This window comes from Corallococcus sp. AB030, from assembly GCF_003668965.1.
In the GTDB taxonomy this organism is placed as follows: domain Bacteria; phylum Myxococcota; class Myxococcia; order Myxococcales; family Myxococcaceae; genus Corallococcus; species Corallococcus exiguus.
Genome location: NZ_RAWQ01000012.1, coordinates 60,342 through 83,641 on the forward strand (window position 1 = coordinate 60,342; position 23,300 = coordinate 83,641).

Annotated in this window: 16 protein-coding genes and 1 pseudogene; 8 read left to right on the forward strand and 9 right to left on the reverse strand. The window is 69.9% G+C overall.

The window, feature by feature from the left end:
* Positions 1 to 38: 38 nt before the first annotated feature.
* Complete coding sequence (locus tag D7Y15_RS44045; protein WP_148712692.1) at positions 39 to 1,064, reverse strand: hypothetical protein; 1,026 nt, start codon at positions 1,062 to 1,064, stop codon at positions 39 to 41.
* A 412-nt stretch (positions 1,065 to 1,476) separates the two neighbouring features.
* On the opposite strand from D7Y15_RS44045, the pseudogene D7Y15_RS05210 reads away from it, so the two are divergent.
* Positions 1,477 to 2,583, forward strand: a pseudogene (locus tag D7Y15_RS05210) (IS4 family transposase); the annotation flags it as partial.
* Between the two features lie 214 nt (positions 2,584 to 2,797).
* Here the strand turns inward: D7Y15_RS05210 and D7Y15_RS05215 are convergent.
* Positions 2,798 to 4,084, reverse strand: coding sequence for a hypothetical protein (locus D7Y15_RS05215; protein WP_121751867.1), 1,287 nt, complete (start codon positions 4,082 to 4,084; stop codon positions 2,798 to 2,800).
* 1 nt (position 4,085) lies between these two features.
* Positions 4,086 to 6,497, reverse strand: coding sequence for a TonB-dependent receptor (locus D7Y15_RS05220; protein WP_158629008.1), 2,412 nt, complete (start codon positions 6,495 to 6,497; stop codon positions 4,086 to 4,088).
* Positions 6,498 to 6,642: 145 nt separating this feature from the next.
* On the opposite strand from D7Y15_RS05220, the gene D7Y15_RS05225 reads away from it, so the two are divergent.
* Genes D7Y15_RS05225 through D7Y15_RS05235 form a run of 3 tightly spaced genes read left to right on the forward strand, consistent with a single transcriptional unit; the run spans position 6,643 to position 9,403 of the window.
* Positions 6,643 to 7,122 (forward strand): RNA polymerase sigma factor, encoded by a 480-nt coding sequence (locus D7Y15_RS05225; RefSeq protein WP_158629009.1) that lies wholly within the window; start codon positions 6,643 to 6,645, stop codon positions 7,120 to 7,122.
* A complete protein-coding gene (locus D7Y15_RS05230) occupies positions 7,119 to 7,811 on the forward strand; it encodes a hypothetical protein (protein ID WP_121751870.1) in 693 nt (230 codons plus the stop codon). Before D7Y15_RS05225 ends, D7Y15_RS05230 begins: the two co-directional genes overlap by 4 nt.
* Entirely contained in the window at positions 7,808 to 9,403 is a 1,596-nt protein-coding gene (locus D7Y15_RS05235; protein WP_121751871.1) for a caspase family protein, read from the forward strand. The genes D7Y15_RS05230 and D7Y15_RS05235 overlap by 4 nt, the downstream gene beginning before the upstream one ends.
* Here the strand turns inward: D7Y15_RS05235 and D7Y15_RS44050 are convergent.
* On the reverse strand, positions 9,373 to 9,786 hold the full coding sequence (locus D7Y15_RS44050; protein WP_148712693.1) for a hypothetical protein: 414 nt from the start codon (positions 9,784 to 9,786) through the stop codon (positions 9,373 to 9,375). The two genes, D7Y15_RS05235 and D7Y15_RS44050, sit on opposite strands and share 31 nt — an antisense overlap.
* Before the next feature lie 284 nt (positions 9,787 to 10,070).
* Here D7Y15_RS44050 and D7Y15_RS05240 point away from each other — a divergent pair, with 284 nt between their 5' ends.
* Positions 10,071 to 11,555, forward strand: coding sequence for a glycosyltransferase family 39 protein (locus D7Y15_RS05240; RefSeq protein ID WP_158629010.1), 1,485 nt, complete (start codon positions 10,071 to 10,073; stop codon positions 11,553 to 11,555).
* On the opposite strand, the gene D7Y15_RS05245 is transcribed toward D7Y15_RS05240, so the two are convergent.
* From D7Y15_RS05245 to D7Y15_RS05260, 4 genes are read right to left on the reverse strand one after another with little or no spacing between them, the layout of a single operon-like run.
* Positions 11,470 to 12,603, reverse strand: a complete 1,134-nt coding sequence (locus D7Y15_RS05245) for a sensor histidine kinase KdpD (protein ID WP_120574863.1) — start codon at positions 12,601 to 12,603, stop codon at positions 11,470 to 11,472. The two genes, D7Y15_RS05240 and D7Y15_RS05245, sit on opposite strands and share 86 nt — an antisense overlap.
* Complete coding sequence (locus D7Y15_RS05250; RefSeq protein WP_120574862.1) at positions 12,600 to 13,274, reverse strand: response regulator transcription factor; 675 nt, start codon at positions 13,272 to 13,274, stop codon at positions 12,600 to 12,602. Before D7Y15_RS05250 ends, D7Y15_RS05245 begins: the two co-directional genes overlap by 4 nt.
* 10 nt (positions 13,275 to 13,284) lie before the next feature.
* Positions 13,285 to 14,628, reverse strand: a complete 1,344-nt coding sequence (locus D7Y15_RS05255) for a HAMP domain-containing sensor histidine kinase (RefSeq protein ID WP_148712694.1) — start codon at positions 14,626 to 14,628, stop codon at positions 13,285 to 13,287.
* Positions 14,615 to 15,271 (reverse strand): response regulator transcription factor, encoded by a 657-nt coding sequence (locus D7Y15_RS05260; protein WP_121751874.1) that lies wholly within the window; start codon positions 15,269 to 15,271, stop codon positions 14,615 to 14,617. The genes D7Y15_RS05255 and D7Y15_RS05260 overlap by 14 nt, the downstream gene beginning before the upstream one ends.
* A 145-nt stretch (positions 15,272 to 15,416) precedes the next feature.
* Between D7Y15_RS05260 and D7Y15_RS05265 the strand changes: the two genes are divergently transcribed.
* From D7Y15_RS05265 to D7Y15_RS05275, 3 genes are read left to right on the forward strand one after another with little or no spacing between them, the layout of a single operon-like run.
* On the forward strand, positions 15,417 to 16,733 hold the full coding sequence (locus D7Y15_RS05265; RefSeq protein ID WP_158624294.1) for a TolC family protein: 1,317 nt from the start codon (positions 15,417 to 15,419) through the stop codon (positions 16,731 to 16,733).
* Positions 16,726 to 17,901: an efflux RND transporter periplasmic adaptor subunit gene (locus tag D7Y15_RS05270; RefSeq protein ID WP_158624292.1), complete on the forward strand. Its 1,176-nt coding sequence runs from the start codon at positions 16,726 to 16,728 to the stop codon at positions 17,899 to 17,901. Before D7Y15_RS05265 ends, D7Y15_RS05270 begins: the two co-directional genes overlap by 8 nt.
* Before the next feature lie 18 nt (positions 17,902 to 17,919).
* The gene (locus D7Y15_RS05275) at positions 17,920 to 20,997 is read left to right on the forward strand and encodes an efflux RND transporter permease subunit (RefSeq protein ID WP_121751875.1); all 3,078 of its coding nucleotides are present in this window, start codon (positions 17,920 to 17,922) and stop codon (positions 20,995 to 20,997) included.
* Here the strand turns inward: D7Y15_RS05275 and D7Y15_RS05280 are convergent.
* Positions 20,981 to 23,284 carry a TonB-dependent receptor gene (locus D7Y15_RS05280; protein ID WP_121751876.1) on the reverse strand — a complete coding sequence of 768 codons (2,304 nt, stop codon included), beginning with the start codon at positions 23,282 to 23,284 and terminating at the stop codon, positions 20,981 to 20,983. The genes D7Y15_RS05275 and D7Y15_RS05280 overlap by 17 nt on opposite strands.
* Positions 23,285 to 23,300: the final 16 nt, after the last annotated feature.

The window sequence follows — 23,300 nt, forward strand, 5'->3', positions numbered from 1 at the left end:
AGCCGCCTCACGCCGGTCCAGGTGCAGCTCTTGGCGAATCATCCGTACCAGAACGCGTCGTTGATGGAGCCGTTGCCGCCGACGTACCAGAGCTCCATGCTGCCCGGGATGCGCGAAACCGCTGCGATACCACCACTCGCAGACGCTTTACCGGGATTCGCGAGTTCGTACCGCGCCCAGGGCTGACCATCGTACCAGTAGGCGCCTTCGACGGATCCGTTTCCGCCGACCCACCAGAGCTCCATGCTGCCCGGGATGCGCGAAACCGCTGCGATACCACTGCTCGTGGATGCGCTGCCGGGACCTGCGATCTGGTACCGCGCCCAGGGCTGGCCATCGTACCAGTAGGCGCCTTCGACGGATCCGTTTCCGCCGACCCACCAGAGCTCCATGCTGCCCGGGATGCGCGAAACCGCTGCGATACCACTGCTACCCGAAGCGCTCCCCGGGCCTGCGAGTTCAGATTCGCGCCAGCCATGCCGCTTGATTATAAACGTCAGCTCATACGCGCCCTCGGTGTTTGTGATGGTGATTGTTCTTTCCCGGATTCCGAATGGAATTAGGTCGGCGCCGTCAAGCTTCAGCTGTTCTGTGGCGATATGGTCGTCATCCAATGCGAATGGTATAGGGAGGTCGACCCCATTGAGAGCGTTTCGGATGTCCGAAAGCAGTTTTGTCACTCTTGTGGGGTTGTTTGTTTGTCCTAGTGACGATGTTAGAGACATGGTGGCTACTGTCTTCACGAGTGTCTGATATTGTCTGGGATCTGCGTTGTCGCTCTCCATTAAGGAGACGATTAGGGCCACATCATCCGGATTGCGGATGTCGTGCTGTGCCGAGTCAACTCCCCAGAAGGCAGGACCATCACTTGCGCGCACTTCACCCGCATCGACTTCGTTCCAAACCCCGTACCGAAATACTTCGAGATTCGGAGGCGCGGGCACGCCTGGGATGGTGGAGCCCAGATCAGCTGACGTTACGAGAACGTAAGGCTCCTCCGTCGGGGAGGACTCGTTGACTTCCCTGAGGCACTTGATGCTTTGAAGCCTGATTGTGATGCTCATGGATCCTTCCTTGTTCCGGACGAGACTCGTCGCGGCTCCACCAGATAGGGACGGGGGGTAGGTTGTGGTCAGAGGCGCTGTGATTCAATGGTGGTGTCGTGTGAGTTGTTTGTTCTCTTGCAGAGGCAAGTCTGACTCGTTGTTTGGAAGGCGTTTTTCTGCGTCGGCGCCTCAGAATCTAATCTATTTTGAAGCGAGTCTATGATGGATGGGGGGCATCACGGACCAGGGCGAAATGAGAGGGCGCTCGTGGCGTCGGAGGCGGTTCCGGAGGCATCCCCTTATTTAGCAGGCTGACAAGGAGGCGGAGGGTCGGCTGGCCCGTGTGAGGAGTATGTCACTCTCGACACTGCGTACTGGGTGAGAACCTCTCCCCTCAACGAAAAGAAGGTGCACCCCTTCCTCGCCCGGACTCTTCGGGGACGACCTGCATGCCAAGAGAGTCTTATCGCGGTCGCTGGCGACGTTGGGCGTGGTCATGCGGCCAGCCTGTCGGTGTATGCCATCGGCCAGGCACTGGCCATTGCCAGTGGCACCAAGGGCAAGCATTGGGTGAAGCAGGTCGATCGGCTGCTGTCCAATACGGGCATCGACGTCTGGCATCTCTTCGCCCTGTGGGGGTCGTGCGTGCTGGGCCAACGCACCGAGGCCGTGGTGTCGCTGGACTGGACGGACTTCGAGGCCGACGACCAGATGACGCTGGTAGCCGCGCTCAAGACGCGACATGGCCGCTTGACGCCCCTGGTGTTGTGGCTGACGGTGCGCAAGTCCACCCTCCAGGGGTTTCGCAACGAAGTGGAGGACGCCGTCCTCTTGAGCCTGCGCGAACTCATCGCCCCCGAGGTGAAGGTGACGGTGCTGGCGGACCGGGGCTTGGCCGACCAGAAGCTCTACGCCCTGCTGGGGCAGTTGAGCTTCGAGTACGTCATTCGCTTCCGCCAGTGCATCACCGTCACCACGGCCCGCGGCGAACGCGCGCGGCCGCCGAGTGGGGGCCCGCCTCGGGCCGAGCCTTGCGTCTGAAGGCGGCCCGCGTCAGAGACGACGAGGCGCCCGTGGGGGAGGTGGTGCTCGTGGAGAAGAAGGGGATGAAGGATGCGTGGTGTCTGGCCACCAGTCAGAGCGAGGCGAGTTCCTCCCAGGTGGTGGATCTCTACAGCCGCCGTTTCCGCACCGAGGAGAGTTTCCGGGACATCAAGGACTTGCGCTTCGGCATGGGCTTGTCGGCCGGCCGTGAGCCTCACCGCGCCGGAGCGACGCGGTCGATTGCTGCTGGTATATACGCTGGCGCTCTCGCCGCTGACGTTGCTGGGAACTGCCGGGGAGCGGCTGGGAATGGCGCGGCTACCTCAAGGCCAACACGGTCAAGAGCCGCACCTACTCTTTGTTCCGCCAGGGCAGCTTCTCCTATCAAGCCTTGCCCATGATGTCCGAGGCCCAGTTGCAACCGCTGATGGAACTCCTCGAGCAACTCGTTCGCGAGCAACCCGTTTTCCGCGAAGCCTTCGGTGTCATGTGAGGGGATGCCTCAGGGTGAGGAGGGCAGGGTGCGCACGAACGCTGGCGCCCCCGCAGTCCGCAGCTTCCGGGGCATTCACAGGAAGCGTCCAGGTCCGTGCGTCGAAGCTGGGCCATGGTGTTGTGTTGCTCTTACCAGGAGTGGAGCGAACGGAGGACGTCGCCGACTCCCAGGCCGAATTGGAGGAGGCAGGGGACACGCAGTCCAATCCGTCTCATTCGAAGAGGGACAGCTCCGCCAGGGAGGTCACCTCCGCCTCGTAGGGAGGGAACGACAGACAAACCAGGCGGACGTACTGGACCTGGGGACTTTCAGGCAGCGGGATGTCGAGGAACGTGTGGTCGTACCGCGGAAGAGGCGGATCCCACGGACTGTCCGCGTCGCTCGCCTCTCGGAAGCCCCGGCTGACTCCCGACGTGAAGGACTCAGCAAGCTTCCGCCGGGCGAGCTCGGTCCACTGCGCTCCGTCCTCACTGCCCTCGACGAGCACCTCCTTCCCGGACGTCACCATGTTGCGGATGACCACGCGCGAGATGCGGGCTGGCGCCTCCAGGCGGACGCCCACGCGACGCGGGTAGGAAGAGGTCTCCAGTGGCCACAGCTCGGAGGTGCGCTTCTCGGTGAGCAGCCCATCCGTGAACGGGCAGGGGGCGTCGAGCGCCGGAAGGCACCTGGCCCCCCGGCTCAGTGGGCGCAGCGTGCCCTCCGGCAGTGGCAGCCGCTCGCTGCGCCATTCGATACGGAATTGAAGCCAGGCCTCATCACTCGTGAGCGCATCGCGGTGCCAGGCGTTCGCGCTCACCGCGCGCACCTGGACTTCCGGTGTGACGAAGTCCTCGAGCAGCCAGGGGGAGAGGAGCCTCGGCGACGTGACGGCATCCTCGTGCCAGACGAGGCCCTGCTTCCCGTGGAGCTGAAGCTCGGGCTTGGGAATCGAGACGTCCACCAGGTCACCACTGGGGGCTCCAGGGTACGGCGTGGTGTCATCCGCTGAGACCACCACGCCCTGGGGCGGCGCGGGCGCGGGCGGGGGCGGTGCGAAGGTCAGCGCCCGTCCGGTGGCTGTCTCACTCCAGGCGAGGTCGGCGCCCCAGACACGCAGCTCCGGCAACTCGGAGTCCCCTGTCCCGTACAGGGTGAACGAGACGAAGGCGGCCCGTCCTTCCTCCAGGGGCGTCGCCACCCGGAAGCGGTCGCGGAAGGTCGACCGGGGCCAGGTCAGCTCTCCCGCCACGATGGGGGCGATGTCCCCCGCGAGGATCTCCAACACGAAGGCCCCATTGTCGCGCGTGGTCGCCGTGCCATACGGCGTGAAGACGGGCGGCTCGTCGGCGACCGTGCCGCGGCGTGCCCCCTCCAATGACAGCGCTGTCTGTCCAAAGGGCGAGCCGTCCACCCGCCGGGCCAGGCCGTAGAAGAAGAGGGGGGAGTCAGGTTGGGCTTCGCAGCCCCCGCTGCCCAGGCCCACGACGAGGAGTCCGCACAGAAGGGTGGGGCGCATGTCAGTAGCTTCCTTTCAGCCCGAGCATGGGGAAGAAGACGGGGAAGCCCCGTGCCTTGCGCACGAGGGTGGAGGGTGCGTCCGGGGAAGGCTGCTCGGAGGTGTATTCGTAGAAGAAGACCTCCTTCTGGAAGGAGGCGTTGAGCAGGTCGAAGGACAGCTCGAGCATGAGGTCGTCCAGGGTCCACGTCCTGGCGGCGCGCAGATCCACGCGCCAGAAGGAGGGCAGGCGCCCGGGCTGGCTCCGCTCGCGCCGCACCCACCGGGGGTTGCCCTCGCTGTCAGTGGATTGACGCATGGGCTGGGGCGTGAGCTCCCCCGTTTCGGGGCGGCCCGTGTTGAAGTGCACCACGGCCCCCAGGGTGTAGCCGCTGCCCACCTTGCGGCTGATGGCCGCGTTGAAGACGTGCGCCTGCTCGAAGGCGAAGGGCACGGTGGCCCACGAGGTGCCCGTCATCCTGTTCTGGTCGTCGTAGCGTTCAATGCGCACCCGGCGCCGGCTCTGGAGGAAGCTGTAGGACGCCCAGCCAAACCAGTCACCGGCAGGCGCATGGCGCGCCATCAGCTCAAGTCCAAAGGCCTCGCCGCTCCCGGCCGGGTCCGCCGCCGCGACTCCGCCCCGGCGCCGGAGGTCGATGAGTTGCTGAAGGCTGAACTCCACCGTGCGACGCATGGGATTGTAGAAGATGTCGGTGCTCAGCTCCCACGCGGTGTGGGGCCGCCACTCGGCTCCCACGTCGAACTGCATTGCTTCCTGCAGGCCGTACCTGAGGCCGGACAGGTCCATCACCGGAAGCGGGAGCAGCACGGTGGGGGCCTGGTGGAACAGGCCCGCGCCCCCCTTGAGGACCAGGGCCTCCGTGAGGGCATGGCGCACCGTCAGCCGGGGCTCGAACGCAGTGTGAGTGGCTTCCCCAAGCAATTGATAGACATCCGCGCGCACTCCAGGGACGACCGTCCAGCGCGCGGTCGGGTGCCATTGCAGCTCCGCGTAGGCGCCGCTCATGCGCGCATCCGACGTGGGGCGGGTGAGCGGATCATCCTCGGAGAGGTACTCGGAGCCGGCGGGGGCCTCGCTTCCGGTGGCGACGATGGTCCCCCGCCGCTGCTCCACGTCCGCGCCCGCGGTGAGCCGCAGCGTCGAGCCCAGCGCTCGCGTCCACCGGAGGCGCCCCGCGAGGCTTTCCTGACGCAGGGTGAGCTCACCCTGCCTGACGCGGGGCGGGCCCCGTTCAGAGAAGATGCCCACCGCGTCCGCGCCCACCGCGAGGCCCACCTCCAGCTCTCCGCCAGCCAGGGGGTGGAGGCCGCGGAGGTCCACCCGGTGGAAGCGGGTGAGGCCTCCGCCGCCATTCGTGACCTCCGGGGGGAGGCCCTCCGGGAGCGGTTCCGCCGCCTCCGGCGCGTACGAGGCCAGGACATCGGAGCTCCCGAGGGCCAGCAGGCGCACCCGCCCGCGCCCCACCTGCTGCTCGACGCGGGCCTGGTAGTCCCAGAACCTGGCGCTGAGGGACTTGGTGCCCGGCGCGGAGAGCGTGTTCACCAGCAGGGTGCTCAGCAGTCCCGAGTAGCTCATCCGGCCGCCCACGCTGATGCTGGTGCCCGTGGACGCGAGGGGCACCTCCAGGAACGCGGCGCTGTTGATGAAGTCCAGGGTGGCCGAGGCATGGAGCCGGTCCTCTCGCGGGCGGGAGAGGCGGGCCTCGATGGTGCCGCCGAGCTGCCGCCCGTACTGGACGGGCGGCGGCCCGGGAAGGAAGTCGAGGGAGTCGATGAACTCGGGCTGCACCACGGCCGGCCCGACCATCAGGTGGTAGAGCATCGGGAGGCGGACCCCGTCGACGAAGAAGCCCGTGGACGCCGGCTGGCCGCCCCGCACCACGGGATAGCCGAGGCCGGAGGCGAGGCTCGCCACGCCCGGCATCACCATGATGACGCGGAACGGATCCCCCTGTGTCCCGGGCACCTCGCGGAGCTCCGGCCCCTGCAGGCTGATGCGTGTCACCTCGGTGCGCGGCCGCTCCTCCCGCACCACCGTCTCGAACGGGCTCACCTCCAAGGGGTCGAGCCGGTAGATGACCTGGACCTGCTGGCCCGCGGTGACGGTCTCCAGGAACGAGGCGGGCTTGTGGCCCGGGGCACGCACCTCGACGGCGTGGGTGCCCGCTGGGAGCTGGAGCTCGAAGTGTCCCTCCGCGTCCGGCAGCACCACGTCCGGCATCCCCCATACCTGGACGGCGGCATCGGCCAGGGGACGGCGGGTGCCCCGGGCGCGCACCGTGCCCCGGACCTGTCCCTTCCGCGGTGCCTCGGCAGCGGCCTTCGCAGGCTCCTCGGCCAGCGTGGCAGGGGACGCGAGCAGCAGCCCCACCGTGAAGGCCCACCCGCTCAGGCGGAATGACAATCGAGACATGAATCCCTCCCTCTGCCAGAATAACGTTGCAGGTGCTCTCCACCGGCCAGGCTTCGGCCCGGAAATCCGCATGTGATTTCCCTGTCCGCTTTCCGGGCCCCGGTTCGTTTCCTCCAGAAACCCTTTCCTGCGCTTCCCAAGAGCCTTGGACACCGACCTCCAGCGCGCCTACCTCCGCTACTTTCCGCTCATCCGGGAGAAGTGCCGCCGGATGCTGGGGGACTCCGACGAAGCGGAGGACGTCGCGCAGGAGACCTTCATCCGGATGTGGAGGACGGGGCTCCGGGCGAAGGACGCCCGCCATGCGACCGCGTGGATCTACCGGACCAGCACGAACCTGGCCGTGGACCGGCTCCGTCAGCGCCGGAGCACGCCGCCGCGTTCCTCGGGGGAGCTGATGGATGAACGCTCCGCAGAGGCCACGCTGCGGCGGCGCCAGGAACTGGAAGCCTATGCGCGGCACCTGCCCGCGGATGCACTGGAGGCCGCCTTGATGAACCGACTGGATGGACTGACGCAGCAGGAGATCGCCGAGGTGCTCCAGGTGTCCGAGCGCACGGTGCGGAGGCTCCTCCAGCGGCTCGATGCGCAGGTGGAGCATCTGAGAAGGACGCTCGGACCATGACGACGACCCCGCGGCATCCTTCCTTCATCGAGCTGGACCGCGCGGCGCTCGGCTCCCCCAGCCCGTCGCTCGCGCAACACCTCGAGACCTGCGCCGAGTGTGGTGCCTACCTCGAGCGCGTGACGCGGCCGGAACCCGTGCCCGCGTGGGCGCGGGCGCTCGGGACCGAGCCGCTCCGTGCGACGAGGCGGCTGGAATGGATGCGCTGGGGCTTGCCCCTGCTGGCCACCGCCGCGCTGGGGTGTCTGGTCCTCCTGTTCGTCCCGAGGACCCAGGGCGCGGAGGAGACGGAGTACCAGGGCCCCAAGGGCGCACCCTCCGTCGCCGTCCACATCAAGCGCGGCGACCGGGTCTTCCTCTGGGATGGGCGGACGCCGCTCGCGCCGGAGGACCGCATCCGGCTGCAGGTCTCTTCCGGGGCGCACCGGTACGTGACGGTGGCCGCGCGCGCGCCGGAGGGGCCGGCGGGGTGGACGGTGCTCTTCGAGGGCCCGCTCTCCTCGGAGCGGGACACGGCGCTGCCCACGAGCTGGCGGGTGGACGGGGCCGGCGGCGAGGAGACCCTGCGCATCCTGTTCAGTGGGGAGCCGCTGTCCGCGTCCCAGGCCGAGGCGCTCTTCTCCGAAGCGCCCCGGACCGCGAAGCTCTGGACCACCGAGTTGCGCCTCCCCAAGAGCCCTCCGCCATGAGTGGATTCACCCGTGCGTGCCTCCTCGTCATGGTCTCGTGGCTGATGGCCGCCACGGCCCGGGCCGGGGAGGAGCGTGCCACTCCGCCCGCGTCGAGGAGGATGGCCGTCATCGTGGGCTCCAACGCGGCCGTGCTCGGCCGGGCCGCCCTGCGTTATGCGCACGACGACGCACGGCGGGTGGCGGACGTCCTCTCCCAGGTGGGGGAGTTCCGCGCGGAGGACGTCGTGCTGTTGCTGGATCCCGCTCCCGAGGCGATTCTCGCGGCGCTCGACCAGCAGCTCGCGAGCCTGCGCTCGGCGCCCGGGGACACGCTGCTGCTGTTCTACTACTCGGGCCATGCGGACCAGCAGGCCCTGTATCCCCAGGGTGCTCCGCTCCTGTTCACCGCGCTGAAGCAGCGCATCGAGAGCCCGGACGCCACGGTGCGGGTGGGCATCATCGATGCGTGCCGTGGCGGCGGGTGGACCCAGGCCAAGGGGCTTCACGCGGAGGCACCCTTCGCGCTGGAGGTGCCCCTGCGCGTGCAGAGCACGGGCTCGGTGCTCATCGCCTCCAGCTCCGGCCTGGAGAATGCGCACGAGACGGAGGCCCTGGAGGGCTCGTTCTTCACCCACCATCTGGTGGCGGGGCTGCGCGGCGCCGCCGATGTCGCCGGGGATGGCGAGGTGTCGCTCGTCGAGGCCTTCACCTACGCGAAGCAGCTCACCATCCGCGACACGGCGGTGTTCGCGGAGCGCTTGCAGCACCCCAGCTTCGACATGAACCTCCGGGGGCGCGAGGATCTGGCCCTCACGCACGTGGACACGGGCGGAAGCATCGTCATGCTGCTCCAGCGCTGGGGGCCGCTGGAGGTGGTGCTCGGCTCGACGGGGAAGAGCGTCGTCGAGCTGCCCGAGGGCAAGCGGCAGGTGAGGATGTCCCTGCGTCCGGGACGCTACCTGTTGGTGCGCAAGGATCCGGACCGCCCGGCCGTGCGCGAGTTCAGCGTCCAGGCAGCGCAGTCGCTCCTCCTGGACGAAGAGCAGATGGTTCCGGCGAGCTTCTCCTCCATCGTGTCCAAGGGGCTCGACGGCTCCGCCACGACCTGGGACACGGGCACGCCGCACCGGCTGCTGATGCTCCATCCGTTGTCGCTCGCGTTCGAGGTGATGTTCCACCTGGAGTACGCGCAGGCACTGTCCCCTTCCTGGTCGTTCACGCTCGAGCCCATGTACTGGCAGGAGACGGGCGACCTGAAACTCAGGATGGCGGGGCTCGACGTGGGCGCCCACTACCACCTCTTCGGGAATGCCCCGGCGGGGCTCTTCATCGGTTGGAAGGTGGGCGCGAGCGCCGTGGGGTTCGACGTGGGCTCCGACGGGGGCAGTACGATCTTCACGCTGCACCAGGGGCTCGACGTGGGCTACACGCTTCTGTTCTGGAACCGGCTCGTGCTGTCCCTGGGCGTGGGCGTGGGCTACGTCGTCTCGACGGGCGGGGACCTGGATTCCAGCTTCGAGCCGAACCCCGTCAAGCCCGCGCTCGGCTCGCGCCGGCCGCAGCTGGGATTCTCCTCGAGTTACCGGGTCGCGGCCGGCGTCGCGTTCTGAACCGGTCGCCGCGTCCAATGCCTGGCAGGGACGAAAGGGATGCAGTAACCCATGCAGCAGTACTGCGCTTTCGGACAGCCCGTGTATGACAAATCCCGCGAGCTGCTGCTCCGCTCGACCGGCAGGTTGGAGAAGTCGCAGACGGGACGGCACGTGTTGCCCGTGCAGGTGGCCCCGCTGTAACAGTCGTCCTGGCTGGTGCAGTGGGGAGCCGGGTTGCGGCGGACCCACAGCCGCCCGGCGCCGCTGTCTGGACGTGTATCGAGCGTGTAGTACCGGTCCACCATCGTCCCCTCGAAGCGCAGTCTTCCGCCCGCGCCCTCGACGTGACCGCGCCGCAGCAACAGGTCGTCCACGACGCTCTTGTGTTCCACCTCATGCATGGGTCGCATCTTGGTGAACACGGATGAGAGCCGCATGGGGCAGGGATGAGGGCGTTCTCATTCGCTGACAACCGTACGTGACGCCCCCGCGCGAAGATGAAGTGACGATGAAAAGTCTCTCAGAGAGGCATTGGCTCGCGGACACGGCCCTCCCGCATCAGGCATGAGTCAATCCGTCCCCGAGCCGTCCGTGTGTCATCGGGGCGAAAGGACGCCAGATGCCGAGCACGCCCGGAGCCACCGCCCATCACCGTGGGTGGCCATGGGGCCTGGGGGCGACCCTGATGCTCGTGCTCGTGCGGCTGCTCTACGCGGGACAGGTGGAGCTGGCACCGCAGGAGGCCTATTACTGGCAATACACGCGCCACCTGGACCTGTCCTATCTGGACCATCCTCCGATGTGCGCCTGGTGGATGGCATTGTCCGTCCGGCTCCTGGGGGACTCGCAGCTCGCGCTGCGCCTGCCCGCCATCCTGTCCTCGGCATTGCTTGGCGGTGTCCTGTATTCACTCGGCAAGCGGTTGTACTCGCCCGCGGTCGGGGTGCTGACGGCGGTCGCCGCGAACGCCACGGTCCTCTTCGGCCTGGGGGCGGTGGTGATGACGCCGGATGTCCCGCTCGTGCTGTTCTGGGCCGCAGCGCTGCGCGTGCTCTGCGAATTGGTGCTGCCGGATGGACAGGGCCCCGGGCGCCTGGGCTGGCGCTGGTATCTGCTGGGCGTGTCCTGCGGGGGCGCGCTGCTGTCGAAGTACACCGCCGCGCTGCTGCCGCTCCAGGTGCTGGGGACGGCGCTGGTGACACGGCGGGGCCGTGAAGCCCTGCGCACCTCGCATCCCTACACCGCGTGTCTCCTCATGCTCGCGGTGTTCTCACCGGTGCTGCTCTGGAACCACGCGCATGCCTGGGCCTCCTTCGCGTTCCAGACCACCGGCCGCGCCCGGACGGTGGATGGCTTTCATGGTTACCTCGTGGGCCGCTATCTGGGGCTTCAGGCGGTGGCCGTGGGACCGCTGCTCTACCTGGCGCTGCTGCTGACCGCGGGCGTCCTCGTGCGCCAGGCGTGGAGGGGAGATGACCGCGCGCGGCTGCTGGCCTTCGCCAGCGTGCCGGGACTCGCCCTGTTCACCCTGGTGAGCCCCCTGCACTGGGTGAAGATGAACTGGGTGGCCCCCGCGTACCTGGGCCTGATGGTGGCCGCCGCCGCGGGTGCTTGGGCGTTGCGCGAGCACCGGGCCGTGCGTGGCTACGCGGCGCTGAGCGTGGGCGTGGGCGCGGTGCTGATGACCGGCATGTATCTGATGCCGCTCTGCCCGTGGATTCCCTTTCGTGAGCGCGACAACCTGGTGAGCGGCTGGCATGAGCTGGCCGAAGCCGTGCAACGGCACCGCGAGGCGGCCGGCCCCCCCGCGCCGATGGTGGTGGGCTGGGGCTACAAGACGGCGAGCGAGCTGGCCTACTACCTGCCCGACCACCCGGAGACCCAATCCGACTCCGCGCTGGGCGGCGACGGGCTGGCGTATGGATTCTGGCTGGACCGGGTGCGACCCGGCGCGGACGCCCTCATCGTCGCGGACCTGCGCCAGCCGCTGCGCGACGCGGCGGCGAGGCTGGACGCGCATTGCGCGGCGGTGCGTGAGCTGCCCTCCGTGACGGTGCACCGCGGCGAGCGGCCGGTGACGACCTTCAGGCTGTGGACATGTCAGCGCTGGCATGCTCGGCCGGAAGTGGCGGCCCGTCAGACACTTCCGGCTTCGGGAGGCGCAAGATGAAACGGCTTTCGCCGTCGACCCTCGAGTAGTCGAGCGTGCCGCCATGCGCCTCGGCGATGGTCCGCGACACCGCGAGCCCCAGGCCGGTGCCCTCGCCCTGCCGCGATGCGTCCGCCCGGGCGAAGCGCTGGAAGAGCCGGGCCTCGAAGCCGGCGTCCACCCCCTTGCCGTCATCCCCCACGGTGACGCGGACGCCGGTGTCCGTCGCTTCCAGCTCCAGGCGGATGCGCTCGCGAGCGTAGCGGCACGCATTGGAGAGCAGGTTGTCCAGCACGTGGCTCAACAGGACCGGATTTCCCCGGACCTGCGTGGGGTCGCCCGTCAGCTCCAGCGTCAAGCTCCGGGACTGCGCCGCCAGCAGCTGCTCCGTGCGCTGAAGGGACTGCCGTGCCAGGGCGTGCAGCTCCACGGGCTCCAGGGTGATGACCTGGGTGCCGGCATCCGCGCGCGCCAACTGGAGCAGCGCGTCCACCAGGAGGCTGAGCTGGCGGGTTTCATCGAGCACGATGGCCAGCGTGCGGCGATACTCCTCCGGCGTCCTCTCCCTGCGCAGGCTGACCTCTGTCTCGCCCATGATGATGGTGAGCGGCGTGCGCAGCTCGTGCGCCGCGTCGGAGGTGAAGGAGCGGATGCGCACGAGCGACGCGCGGGCGTCCGAGAGGAGCTCGTTCAGGGTCCCCGCCAACGTGTCCCACTCGTCACCGGTTCCCCGGTCGGGCAGGCACAGGTCCAGCTCCGAGGCCCGCGCGGCACGGACCCGGTCACGGGCTTCACGCAGCGGCGCCAGCGCCTTGCGAGCCAGCGCGCCGCCCATCACGATGGACCCCACCACCGCGATGGGCATGCTGAAGACGATGGCGCCCAGTGCCTGCAGCGCTTCGTCGAAGATTCCCTCGTGCAACCACAGGCTGGGGTTCTCGGCGTGCTGGAAGTACTCGCTGGTGGCCAGCACCACCGTCACCAGCACGCCGTAGAGGAGCGTGGTCCCCAGGACGGAGCCGGCGAAGAAGTAGGTCAGCTGGGCGCGGAGCGAACGCGGGCGCCTCATGCGCGGCTCCGGAGCACGTAGCCCACGCCGCGCACGGTGTGGATGAGCTTGGTGGGGAAGGGCGTGTCCACCTTGGCCCGGAGGTAGCGGATGTAGACCTCCACGACGTTGGAGAAGGTCTCGAAGTCGTGCTCCCACACAGCCTGCACGATGCGGGTCCGGGACAGGACCTCGCCCGCGTGCTCGAGCAGGAATTGCAGCAGCGCGTACTCCCGCGCGGTCAGCGGAATCTCCACGCCGGCCCGGACCACCTTCCGCGTGGTGGGGTCCATGGTCAGGTCCGCGTGGCTCAGCAGGGGCGTGGCGCGGTTGTCGACGCGGCGGAGGATGGCGCGGAGGCGCGCCAGCAGCTCATCGAAGGCGAAGGGCTTGATGAGGTAGTCGTCCGCGCCGGCATTGAGCGCGCTGATGCGGTCCGCGACCGCGTCCTTCGCGGTGAGCATGAGGATGGGCGTCATGTCCTGCTTCGCGCGCAGCGCCCGCAGCACGTCCAGTCCGGACATGCCGGGCAGCATCCAGTCCAGGATGATGAGCGCGAAGCGCTCGTGGCGCATCAGCTCCTGGGCGTGCACGCCGTCCACGCACTCGCGCACGCGGAAGCCCTCTTCCGTGAGGCCCCGGGAGATGAAGGCGCGGACCCGCAGTTCGTCTTCGACGATGAGGATGGACACGATGGGATTCCTAGCAGCCCGGCCCGGTGGCACGGGGGAATGACAACCGCAGGTGGGCTCCCCGCGGTGAGGGGAGGAACTCCGCGTGGGCCCGGTGGGCTCGGGCGACGAGCGCTACCAGGGACAGGCCAATGCCATGGCCCTGCTTCCCGGCGCGGGCGCTCGGCGTGCGGTAGAAGGGTTCGAAGACGCGCATCGAGTCCTCGGGCGCGATGCCCGGTCCCTCGTCGAGCACGTCGAGGAGAATGGCGTCCCCCGTCTGCTGGAGGGACACGCGGACGCGCCCGCCGTTGGAGAACTTGAGCGCGTTCTCCACCGCGTTGTCGACGAGCTGTCGCAGCAGGTGGCCATCTCCCGGGATGATGCCCCGGGTCCCGGCGTCGACGTCGATGCGGCGCTGCTCGCCTTCGGGCAGGGCGCGCACGACGTCCTCCACGAGGTCCGACAGGCTCACCGGCTCGGAGAGCGCGAGCTCGCCCTGGGTTCCCTCCGCCAGCACCATCAGCCGCTCCACCAGCACCCCCAGCGACGTCACCGTCCGGAGCATTCGCTCCAGCGCCAGCGCGGTGTCCTGGGGCTGTGGGGTCTCCGCCTGGAGCTCCAGCTCCGCCCGCAGCGTGGTCAGGGGCGTGCGCAGCTCATGCGCGGCGTTGGCGGCGAAGCGGCGCGACTGGTCCAGGGCTTCATGGAGGCGCGTGAGCAGGTCCACCAGCGCGGTGCGCACGGCGTTCACTTCTCCGTAGCGGGCCGGGGCATGGAGGGGGGCGGGGAGGGGACCGCCGGGCTCGATGCGTGAGAGCGCCTCGCTCAGCTCCGTGAGGGGCCGGGCCGCCCAGCGCGCCACGCGCCGGCTCACCCCCAGGCTCAGCAGGGCCGCGCAGCCCGCGGCGATCAACGCGGCCAGCGGGAGGGAGAGCCGCAAGAGGGGGATGCTTTCCAGCCGCTCCATGGCCACTGCCAGATGCCCGTGGCCCCTCACACCGCAAAGCCGCACACCCGAGTCGCCCGGGAGTGGGGACCAATCACAGCCGTCATGGATGGGAATGCCGGTTGCGCCGCCCAGCCATTCGTTTTCGGAGAACAGGGCGATGTGGATGCCAAAGGCAGCCAGTTCCTTCTGCTCGTCATGGGCCGCGGCCGCTGCTTCCGCGGCTCCCATCCCGGCGGACTCCTCCACCAGGTCCACCGCCGCGTCCCGCAGGCGCCGGTCCTCGCCCGCGAGCAGCAGGCGATAGGCAATCAGCCCGGTGGCTCCAGCCGTGAGCGCGCTGCTGGCCAGGGTGACCACCAGCATGGCGCGCGTCAGCCTGCGCACCATCGAATCCCTGGGGTGCCCGGTGTCAGCCGCTTCCAAGGCCATACCCCTCGCCGCGCAGCGTGCGCACCACGTCCTCGCCCAGCTTGCGGCGGATTCGCCCGACCAGGACCTCCAGGCTGCTCGCGGCCCCGCTGGTGACCTCGCCCCAGACGGACTCCAGCAGCGCGTCCCGGCCCACGACGCGGTCTCCGTGTGCGGCCAGCATCTCCAGGATGGCCCACTCCCGCGCGGTGACGGACACGGTGCTGCCAGCGCGGAGCGCCTCCCTCCGGCCGAAGTCGAGCACCACGTCACCCAACTGGACGCGGACGGTGCTGGCCCGCTCCCGTCGCCGTCCCAGTGCGCGCACCCGCGCCCGCAGCTCCGCGATGGCGAAGGGCTTGCCCAGGAAGTCGTCCGCGCCCGCGTCCAGCCCCTCCACCCGCTCGGCCACGCGGTTGTGGGCGGTGAGGATGAGGATGGGTGTCTGGACGCCGTCCTCGCGCAGCTCGCGGCAGAGTGAGAGCCCGGATCCGTCCGGCAGCCCGATGTCGAGCACGATGACGTCCACCGCGTCCATGAGCGCCTGCCGCGCCTGCTCCACGTCGCCGGCCTGCCGGACGACATGGCCGTCGCGCTCCAGCGCCTGGGAGACGAGGGCGCGCAGTTCCTGATGATCATCGACGACGAGGACTCGCATGGCGGGCTTTCGAGTCGGAGCTATACCACTGGCGGGAAGGCTCCGGCCGGGGGCTCCCGGCGCCGTTCAGCCGCCGTTCAACCGGTGCTGGCAGGGTCGCCGCATGCCTTCCCGGTGCAGGCCCCGAAGACCCGACGCTCGCCTGATGCTGCTCGCGTGGCTGCTGTTGGCCACGGCCTGTGCCACCTCGCCCTACGACCGGGCGTGGGTGTCCTCGGAGCTCGCGGCGCGTGCCGCCCCCCTGGGCCCCGGCGCGGACGGGAACCCCTCCCTCCCGCCAGGGCTCACGGACGCGGCGACCCTTGAGGAAGGCACGGCCGTCGCCGTCGCCCTCTGGAACAGCGCCGCGCTCCAGGCGGACATGGCCCAGCTCGGCATCTCGAGGGCCGACCTGGCCGAGGCGGGAGCGCTGCCCAATCCCACGTTCTCCCTGCTGCTGCCCGTGGGCCCCCGGACGATCGAGTCCTCGCTGCTCCTCCCGCTCTTCGCCCTCTGGCAGCGACCGGCCCGTGTCGCCGCCGCGAAGGCGCAGGTGGAGCAGGTCGCTCGCGGGCTCGTGCAGAACGGCCTGGATGTCGCCCGGGATGTCCGTGTCGCGCACGCGGACTGGGTGCTCGCGGAAGGGCGGCGCGGAGCATTGGAGGAGCTCGCGGGCCTGTGGTCGCGGACGCTGGAGCTGGCAGAGGCGCGCCTGGCCGCGGGGGACGCCAGCCGCGTGGAGGTGGATGCTCTGCGCGCGGAGAAGCTGCTGGCGGAGGACGCCTCCCGGCGCGCGCGCACGGAGGTGCTGCTGGTCCGGGAGCGGCTGCGGCTCCTGATGGGCGTGGTGCAGAGCCCGCTGTTCGCGCAGGCCCTTCCGAAGGAATCCCCCCGCGAGTCCCGCACCCTGCGTCCGCTGCCTGAACTCATGGAGCTGGCGCAGGCCGCCCGGCCGGACGTGCTCGCCACGGAGCTGGGCATCCAGATGGCGGGGAGCCGGCTGGGCTGGGAGAAGGCGCGCATCGTCAACCTGCTCGCGCGGCTGGACGTGAAGCCGTCGACGTCCGCGAACGGCTCGCCGCAGGCGCTGTGGGTGCCGGGCGCGCAGCTGGACGTTCCCATCTTCAACTGGAACCCCGGGGGCATTGGACGCGCGGAGGCGGAGCTGATGCGCGCTTCCGCCCGCTATGTGCTCTTGCGGCAGCAGGTCGCGAACGAGGTCCTCGTGGCCCGTGAGCGCGTGCTCCAGGCGTCCAGCTCACTCGCGGCATTCCAGGCGGACATCCTCCCGGCGCTGACGGCCGCGAGCGACGGCGCGCGGAAGTCCTTCGACGCCGGGGATGCGCCGTACGTGTTGGTGCTGGATGCCCTGCGCCGGTTGGCCGACGCGAGGCTCCGCACCCTTGAACTCGAAGCGGACCTGCGCCGCGCGCTCGCTCAGCTGGACCGGGGTCTGGGCAAACAGGGAGTGGCTCATGAATAGGCTTGTCCGGCTGATGGCCGTCGCCGGTTTCGTCGCCCCGTCGTTCGCCTGCCAGGAGAAGAAGCCCGCGGCGCCACCGCCCGCCGCGGTGGTGAACTCCCACGTGACGGAGGCTTCGCTCGCGACGGTGACGCTCCAGCCCCAGGCGGAGGCGCGGCTGGACCTGCGCGTCCAGCCGGTGGAGAAGCGCAGCGCGGAGCGGCGGCGGATGCTGGGCGGCGAGGTCGTCGTCCCGTCTGGCAATGCGCTGGTGGTGACCGCGCCCGTGGCGGGCGGCGTCGTGGCGGAGGGCGGCACCGCGCTGCGTCCCGGGGCCACGGTGAAGCGGGGCGACGTGCTGTTGCGGCTGGTGCCGCTCGCCACCGTGGACCGGGACCTGCTTGCCCAGGCGCGCAGGGCGGCGGACGTGGCCCGTGCCCGCGACGAGGTCTCGGCGGAACGGCTCGCCCGCGCGGAGCGGGTGCTCGCGGATGGCGCGGGCACGGCGCGCGCCGTCGAGGAGGCCCGGGCCGAGCGCGCCGTCGCCGGGTCGGAGCTGGTGGCCGCGCGCACGCGGCTGGAGCTGGTGAGCCGCTCACCGCTGGAGTCGGACGTCAGCATGCGCATCCTCGCGCCGCGCGACGGCGTCCTGCGCCAGGTGTCGGTCGCGCCCGGGCAGACCGTTACGGCGGGAGCGCCTCTCTTCGAGGTCGTGGGCGTCACCGCGAACTGGGTGCGCGTGCCCCTCTTCGTCGACGAGGTCCACCGCGTGAAGCCGGACGCGCCCGTGCGCGTGCACGCGCTGCTGTCCGGCCAGGACGAGGGCGTGGAGGCGCTGCCGGTGATGGGGCCGCCCAGCGCGGATCCGGTCTCCGCCACGGTGGACCGCTTCTATGAACTGCCCGCGTCCGCGCGCTTCGCGCCGGGCCAGCGCGTCGGGGTGTCGCTGCGCTTTGACGCGGGAGAAGCGCTCCTCTCCGTGCCTGCGTCCGCCGTCGTCTACGACGCGCTGGGCGGCGCCTGGGTCTACGTGCGGGAGGCGGAGCACGTCTACGCCCGAGGCCGCGTCGACGTTGTGCGCCAGGAGGGCACGGACCTGCTGCTCGGACGGGGGCCCCGCGAGGGCACTCCCGTGGTGACGGTGGGCGCGGCGGAACTGTTCGGCACGGAGTTCGGTGCGGGCCACTGAGGAAGACCTGATTCCAACATGCACAAGCTCATCTCCGCCTGCCTCCACTTCCGGATCATCCCCATCGCCGCGGCGGTCCTGCTGCTCATCCTCGGCTACGCGAGCCTTCGCGGCATGCCGCTGGATGTCTTCCCCGAGTTCGCTCCACCGCTGGTGGAAATCCAGACAGAGGTCCCCGGCCTCTCCAGCCTGGAGGTGGAGAAGCTGATCACCACGCCCCTGGAGAACGGCCTCGCGGGCGTCCCCGCGCTGAAGACGCTGCGCTCCAAGTCCGTGCTGGGCCTGTCCTCCGTGGTGCTCATCTTCGAGCGGGGCTCGGACTTGTTCCGGGCGCGGCAGTTGGTGCAGGAGCGGCTGGCTCGCATCGCAACCACGCTGCCCTCGGTGGCGCGCCCGCCGGTGATGCTCTCCCCTGTGTCGGCGACGAGCCGCGTCCTCAAGGTCGGCCTGCGCTCCGACACGTTGGACCGGATGGCGCTGTCGGACGTGGCGCGGTGGACCCTCCGCCCCCGCTTGATGGGCATCCCGGGCGTGGCGAACGTCGCCATCTGGGGACAGCGGGATCGCCAGTTCCAGGTGAAGGTGGATCCGGAACGGCTGCGCGCCGCGAACGTCACCCTGGATGACGTCCTGCGCGTCGCGCGCGATGCGAGCCTTCCGTCCTCGGGAGGTTTCATCGACACGCCCAATCAGCGACTGGCGGTCAGCCTGCCGGGCTCCACCACGCTGGCCGCGCTGGAGGACGTGCCCGTGGCCTTCCGCAACGGAGCCTCCATCCGGCTGGCGGACGTAGCCACGGTGCAGGAGGGCCATCCACCGCCCATCGGCGAAGGCCTCGTCGACGACACGGCCGGCATCCTCCTCATCATCGAGAAGCAGCCCTGGGGCAACACGCTGGAGGTCACCGAGCAGGTGGAGGCCGCGCTCGAACAGATGCGTCCGGCGCTCCAGGGCGTCACCGTGGTGCCGGGCATCTTCCGTCCGGCGACCTTCATCGAGACCGCGCTGGGCAACCTCCGGCACGCCGTGCTGGTGGGCTGCGTGATGGTCATCATCGTCCTCTTCGCCTTCCTCCAGGACGTGCGCACGGCGGCCATCAGCCTGGTGGCGATTCCGCTGTCCCTGGTGGGCGCCATCGTCGCGCTGCGGCTGGTGGGGGCCACCCTGGACACCATGGTGCTCGCCGGGCTGGTGCTGGCGCTGGGCGAGGTGGTGGACGACGCCATCATCGACGTGGAGAACGTGCAGCGGCGCCTGGCGGAGAACCGGGCGCTGGGCCATCCGCGCTCCGCCTTCCAGGTGGTGCTGGACGCGTCCCTGGAGGTCCGCAGCGCCGTCGTCTACGCGACCATCATCGTCGTCCTCGTCTTCCTGCCGGTGTTCCTGCTGGAGGGCGTGAGCGGCGCCTTCTTCCGTCCGCTCGCGGTGGCGTACGTGCTGGCGGTGGGCGCCTCCATGGCGGTCGCACTCACGCTGACCCCGGTGCTGTGCCTGCTGTTCCTGACGGGGAAGGGCGAGGAGCACACGCCGCGGCTGGGCAGCTGGCTGCGTGAGCGCATCCGCCCGCTCGTCGCCTGGATGATGGACCGGCCCCGGGTGGCGGTACGAAGCGTCATCGCCGTGCTGCTGGGAGGCGGCATCCTCGCGGCGATGCTGGGCGAGGGCTTCCTGCCGCACTTCCAGGAGTCCGACTTCCTCATGCACTGGGTGGCCAAGCCGGGGACGTCCGGAGACGCGGTCCTCCGCACGGCGCTGCGGGCCAGCGAGGAGCTGCGGGCCATCCCGGGCGTCCGCCACTTCGGCGCGCACATCGGCCGAGCCGAAGTGGCCGACGAGGTGGTGGGCCCCAACTTCGCGGAGCTGTGGATCAGCCTGGACGCCGTCGACGACTACCCGGCCACCGTGCAGCGCATCCACGACGTGGTGGAGGGCTACCCCGGCCTCTACCGCGACGTGCAGACGTATCTCCAGGAGCGCATCAAGGAGGTGCTCAGCGGCGCCAGCGGCTCCATCGTGGTGCGCGCCTCGGGGCCCGACCTGGACGTGCTGCGCTCGAAGGCGCGCGACATCGAGGCGAAGCTGCGAGGCATCCCCGGCGTGGTGAACCTCAAGGTGGAGCCGCAGGTGCTGGTGCCCCAGGTCCAGCTGCGGTTGGATCCGGAGGCGGGGCGCCGGCTGGGACTCACTCCGGGAGACGTGCAGCGCGCGGTGTCCACGCTGCTGCAAGGCACCAAGGTGGGAGAGGTCTACCGCGACGAGCGCACCCTGGACGTCGTCGTGTGGGGCGAGGACTCCGTGCGCCAGGACGTGGCCGCGGTGCAGGCGCTGCGCCTGCGGGCTCCCTCGGGCATGCCCTACCGGCTGGGCGACGTGGCGCGGGTGGAGCTCGTGTCCGTTCCCAACATCATCCAGCACGAGGGCGCTTCACGCCGGCTGGACATCACCTGCGACGCCCAGGGGCGGGCGCTGGGCGCGGTGGTCACCGACATCCGGGCCGCGCTCTCCGGCCTGGACTGGCCCACCGGCCACCACGCGGAGGTCCTGGGCGAGTACGCGGAGCGCGAGGGTGCGCGCACGCGGTTGTTGGGCTTCTCCATGCTCGCGGTGCTGGGCATCGCCCTGGTGCTCTATCTGGACTTCCAGTCGGGCAGGCTCGTGGCCTTCACCCTGGGGACGCTGCCCTTCGCGTTGGTGGGCGGAGTGGTGGGCGTGCTGCTCACCGGTGGAGTCGTCTCGCTGGGCTCACTCGTGGGGTTCGTCACCGTGCTGGGCGTCGCCGCGCGCAACGGCATCCTCCTGGTGAGCCACTACCGCCACCTGGAGGCCAGCGAGGGCGTCCCGTTCGGCCGCGAGCTCGTCCTGCGCGGGACGCTGGAGCGGCTCCAGCCCATGGCGATGACGACGCTGACGACGGCCCTGGCGCTCGTCCCGCTGGTGGTGGGAGGCCTGAAGCCCGGGCAGGAGATTGAACACCCCATGGCCGTCGTCATCCTCGGAGGGCTGTTCTCCTCCGCCGTGCTCAACGTGCTGCTCGTCCCCTCCCTGTATCTGCGCTTCGGGAGGGGAGCCGCCACCCGCGTTAGAGCTGAACCTTGAAGCCGCCAATGAGCATGCGGGGCGCGTTGGGGCGCGCGCCGTACGGACGGCGGCCGACGATGACGGCCTCGTCCAGGAGGTTGCGGCCGCTCACGTAGAGCTGCCCCCAGCGGGTGATGTTCCAGTTGGCGTTCACGTCGAACGTCAGCAGGGCTCCCGTCTTCAGGCCCTCGGGGATTTCGCCCTGGCCCGCCTGCTCGCGCATGCTGCTCAGGAAGGTGGAGCTGATGAAGGCACCCCAGCGCGCGCCCTCCACGCCAATGGAGGCGAAGAGCTGGTGGTTGGGCACGTAAGGCAGTTCGTCTCCCGCCACCACGTTGCCGAACTGCGGATCCGCCGAACGGAAGTCGTTGAGCAGCTTGGTGCGCGTGAACGTGTAGGCCACCGTCAGCGGGAAGGTGATGCCGCCGCCCGGACGGAAGGTCTTCTCCGCGTAGGCCTCCAGGCCGTAGATGTTCGCCTCGCCCGCGTCCACCTGGCGGTCCAGGTTGTCGTTGAAGCAGCCGTTGGAGAAGGTGCAGACGTCGGTGAGGTTGGAGTAGTCGTTGAAGAAGCCCACCACCTCGAAGCGCTCACTGCGCCGCGACCAGCGCGCCCCGGCCTCGTAGTTGATGCTCTTCTCCGGGCCCACGGCCTGGGGCTGGCCCGGCGCGGGCGGGGAGAAGCCCCGGTAGGCGCCGGCGAACAGGCCCAGCGCGGGGTTGAGCGCGCCGTACACGCCCACGCCCGGCATCAGCGCCTCCAGCGACCCGTTCTGGGTGGTGACCGCCAGCCTGTCCACGGACTTGGAGCGGATGACCTCCAGCCGCACGCCCGGCGTCACCACCAGGGGCCCCCAGGCGATGGCGTCCGTCGCGTGCAGCGCGAGCGCGTGCGTGGAGTCCTTGTTGTCGGCGGTGACCTCCGTGGCGCCGCCCTCGGCGACCAGCTCGCCGGACACCATGCGGAATCCGTCCTGGGTGTGGCGCCGGTCGATGCTGTCGAAGTGGTAGCGCACGCCGAACTCGACGTTGTGCGACAGCGCGCCCGTCCGCGCCGACCAGCGGGCGACGCTCTGGAGGCCCTGGTTCACGAAGACGCGGTAGTTGGGCCCGATGAGGATGGTCTCTCCCGGCGTGGACGAGTCCTGCTCGCCGGTGAGCACGCTGTAGTAGATGGCGTTGCGCGCGCTGGTGGGGTCCGCGAGCACGTCGGAGATGCTGATGCCGCGGAAGCCGTTCACCTTGCGCCAGCTGCGGTCCAGGTCCTGGCGGTACAGCGACGTCGTCACCGTGATGTCGCGCCCCTCCAGCACGTGGCTGAGCACCGCCTGGGTGCGGTGCCACCGCATGTGGTCGAACTGGCTGGCCTTGTAGCGGCGCAGCGGGTTCGCCGCGAAGTCCGCGTCCGACAGGCCCAGGTACGTCTCGTTGGAGCCCTCGTCGGAGTAGCCCAGCTTGAGCTGGAGCGTCTGGCGCAGGTCGCCGTCCGGCACCAGCCGGTAGCGCGCCTTGGCCATCCACTCGTTGCGGTGGAAGCCGGTGGTGGCGTCGCTGTTGTCCAGGTCCTTGAATCCGCTGCTGCGCAGGTGGATGCCTTCGATGAGGAAGCCCGCGCGCTCGGTGCTGGCGCCGAAGAAGCCGTGCGCCTTGCCGTAGAGGTACTGCCCGCCCGCGACGTCCAGGCCGAACGACTCCTGCGCGGGGATGTCCCGGGTGATGAGGTCCACGGAGCCGCCCACCGTCTGCGGGCCCTGCTGCACGGAGGACGGGCCCTTGAGCACGCGCACCGACTGCATGCGGGTCATCAGGGGGAAGTAGTACGCGGCGGGCGCGGAGTACGGCGCCGGCCCGAAGAGGATGCCGTCCTCCAGCAGGGTGACCTTCTTGCTGCGGTCCGGGTTGACGCCGCGCAGGCCCAGGTTGGGCCGCAGGCCGAAGCCGTCCTCGCCACGGCCGTACACGCCCGGCACGGACTGGAGGATGGCCTGGGGGTCGTCCAGCTCGTAGCGCTGGAGCTTCTCCGGATTGAGGATGTGGATGGAGCCGCTCGTCTTCGCCTCGGACGTGCCCACCACGACGCTCTCGAAGCGGCGATTGTCCACGGGCGGCGTCCCGTCGAGGGGCGCATCGGCCGGAACAGTTCCCGCCACGGCGGGCTCCGGCGGCGCGGGCTCCGACTGCACGGGCTCTGACGGCGCGGGCTCGGTGACGGGGGCGGAGACGGACGGCTCACCGGCGGCGGCCGGAGCGGGCTCTTCGGTGGGCGGCGGGGCAGGGGGCTCGGACGCGGCCGGCGGAGGGGCCAGCGGAGCCGCGGCCGGA

Bases quoted from the DNA above. Each gene is read 5' to 3' on its own strand.
- D7Y15_RS05245 (WP_120574863.1), bottom strand. From the start codon at position 12,603: ATGAGGCGCCCGCGTTCGCTCCGCGCCCAGCTGACCTACTTCTTCGCC.
- D7Y15_RS44045 (WP_148712692.1), bottom strand. From the start codon at position 1,064: ATGAGCATCACAATCAGGCTTCAAAGCATCAAGTGCCTCAGGGAAGTC.
- D7Y15_RS05230 (WP_121751870.1), top strand. From the start codon at position 7,119: ATGACGACGACCCCGCGGCATCCTTCCTTCATCGAGCTGGACCGCGCG.
- D7Y15_RS05260 (WP_121751874.1), bottom strand. From the start codon at position 15,271: ATGCGAGTCCTCGTCGTCGATGATCATCAGGAACTGCGCGCCCTCGTC.
- D7Y15_RS05235 (WP_121751871.1), top strand. From the start codon at position 7,808: ATGAGTGGATTCACCCGTGCGTGCCTCCTCGTCATGGTCTCGTGGCTG.
- D7Y15_RS05240 (WP_158629010.1), top strand. From the start codon at position 10,071: ATGCTCGTGCTCGTGCGGCTGCTCTACGCGGGACAGGTGGAGCTGGCA.
- D7Y15_RS05270 (WP_158624292.1), top strand. From the start codon at position 16,726: ATGAATAGGCTTGTCCGGCTGATGGCCGTCGCCGGTTTCGTCGCCCCG.
- D7Y15_RS05220 (WP_158629008.1), bottom strand. From the start codon at position 6,497: ATGTCTCGATTGTCATTCCGCCTGAGCGGGTGGGCCTTCACGGTGGGG.
- D7Y15_RS05275 (WP_121751875.1), top strand. From the start codon at position 17,920: ATGCACAAGCTCATCTCCGCCTGCCTCCACTTCCGGATCATCCCCATC.
- D7Y15_RS05265 (WP_158624294.1), top strand. From the start codon at position 15,417: ATGCTGCTCGCGTGGCTGCTGTTGGCCACGGCCTGTGCCACCTCGCCC.
- D7Y15_RS05215 (WP_121751867.1), bottom strand. From the start codon at position 4,084: ATGCGCCCCACCCTTCTGTGCGGACTCCTCGTCGTGGGCCTGGGCAGC.
- D7Y15_RS44050 (WP_148712693.1), bottom strand. From the start codon at position 9,786: ATGCATGAGGTGGAACACAAGAGCGTCGTGGACGACCTGTTGCTGCGG.